Raw genomic sequence first — 1,220 nt, 5'->3', positions numbered from 1 at the left:
TGACCTGAGCCCCTGAATCTCCTCCATTTTTGTGTAGAGTCCGCCCAACAAAAGGACGGACAAATGAAGTCGAGATTCACCGACGAACAGATCATCCAGATGATCAAAGAACAGGAAGCTGGCGAGAAGACTGCGGATGTGTGTAGGCGCTACGGGATCAGCCAAGGCACCTTCTATAAGTACAAAAGCAAATACGGCGGTATGGAGCCGTCGGACGCGAAGAAGCTCCGAGCATTGGAATCTGAGAACGCCAAGCTGAAGAAGCTGTTAGCCGAACAGATGCTGGATAACGCCATGCTTCGGGATGTGAACGCAAAAAAGTGGTGACGCCCGATGCCAAGCGGAAGGCTGTGGCACATCTGATGGCAGCGCATCAGGTGAGCCAGCGTCGGGCGTGTTCTGCTCTTGATGTGGATCGGTCGATAGTACGATATCAATCGCGCCGGGCGGATGATGTCGCGCTGCGCGATGCCATCAAACGGGTTTCCAAGGAACGCCGTCGGTTCGGCTATCGCCGTATTCACGTGATGGTCCGGCGCGAGGGTTTCGAGGTGAACCACAAGAAGCTCAGGCGCATCTATCGCGAGGAGAAGCTTCAGGTGCGCCGCAGGGGCGGACGCAAGCGCGCTTTGGGAACACGCAGGCCCATGGTGGTGCCGGACGGTCCGAACCAGCGTTGGAGCCTGGACTTCGTTTCAGACGCATTCACCGATGGGCGAAGGTTCCGCATTCTGGCGGTTGTTGACGACCACACGCGCGAGAACCTGGCCCTGATCGCCGACACATCCCTCTCTGGACTGCGTGTCACGCGTGAACTGAACCGTGTTATCGCTGAGCACGGAATGCCGGGAACGATCGTGTCTGACAATGGCACCGAGTTCACAAGCATGGCCATCTTAAGGTGGGTGCAGGAAACCGGAATTGAATGGCACTACATCGCACCGGGAAAGCCGACCCAGAACGCATTCATCGAAAGCTTCAATGGCAAGTTGCGCGACGAATGCCTCAATGAAACCCTATTCAGTTCACTGTTCGAGGCCAAAGAAACGCTGGAAGCATGGCAAGAGGATTACAACAATCACCGACCACATTCGGCGTTGGGAAACCTGACGCCCAGAGAATTTGCAGAGAAAACAAACATAGACAAACTGGCCGCGTAAGGCGATCAAACCCAAACCAAGGACTCTCCGCAAGGTGGAGGAAACTTGGGGCTCAGGTCA

The 1,220-nt window shown here is 55.6% G+C and carries 1 protein-coding gene; it reads left to right on the top strand.

The window, feature by feature from the left end; all coding sequences use genetic code 11:
- Positions 1–63 precede the first annotated feature (63 nt).
- A protein-coding gene (locus tag RBB29_RS22250; protein ID WP_306117123.1) for an IS3 family transposase occupies positions 64–1,160 on the top strand; the annotation gives its coding sequence in 2 pieces (ribosomal slippage) (positions 64–310 and positions 310–1,160; 1,098 coding nt in all).
- Positions 1,161–1,220: the final 60 nt, after the last annotated feature.

The organism is Roseovarius sp. MMSF_3359 (genome assembly GCF_030733385.1).
Lineage (GTDB): Bacteria > Pseudomonadota > Alphaproteobacteria > Rhodobacterales > Rhodobacteraceae > Roseovarius.
The sequence above is the reverse complement of the archived record's forward strand: the minus strand, read 5'-3'. Positions and strand labels throughout refer to the sequence as shown.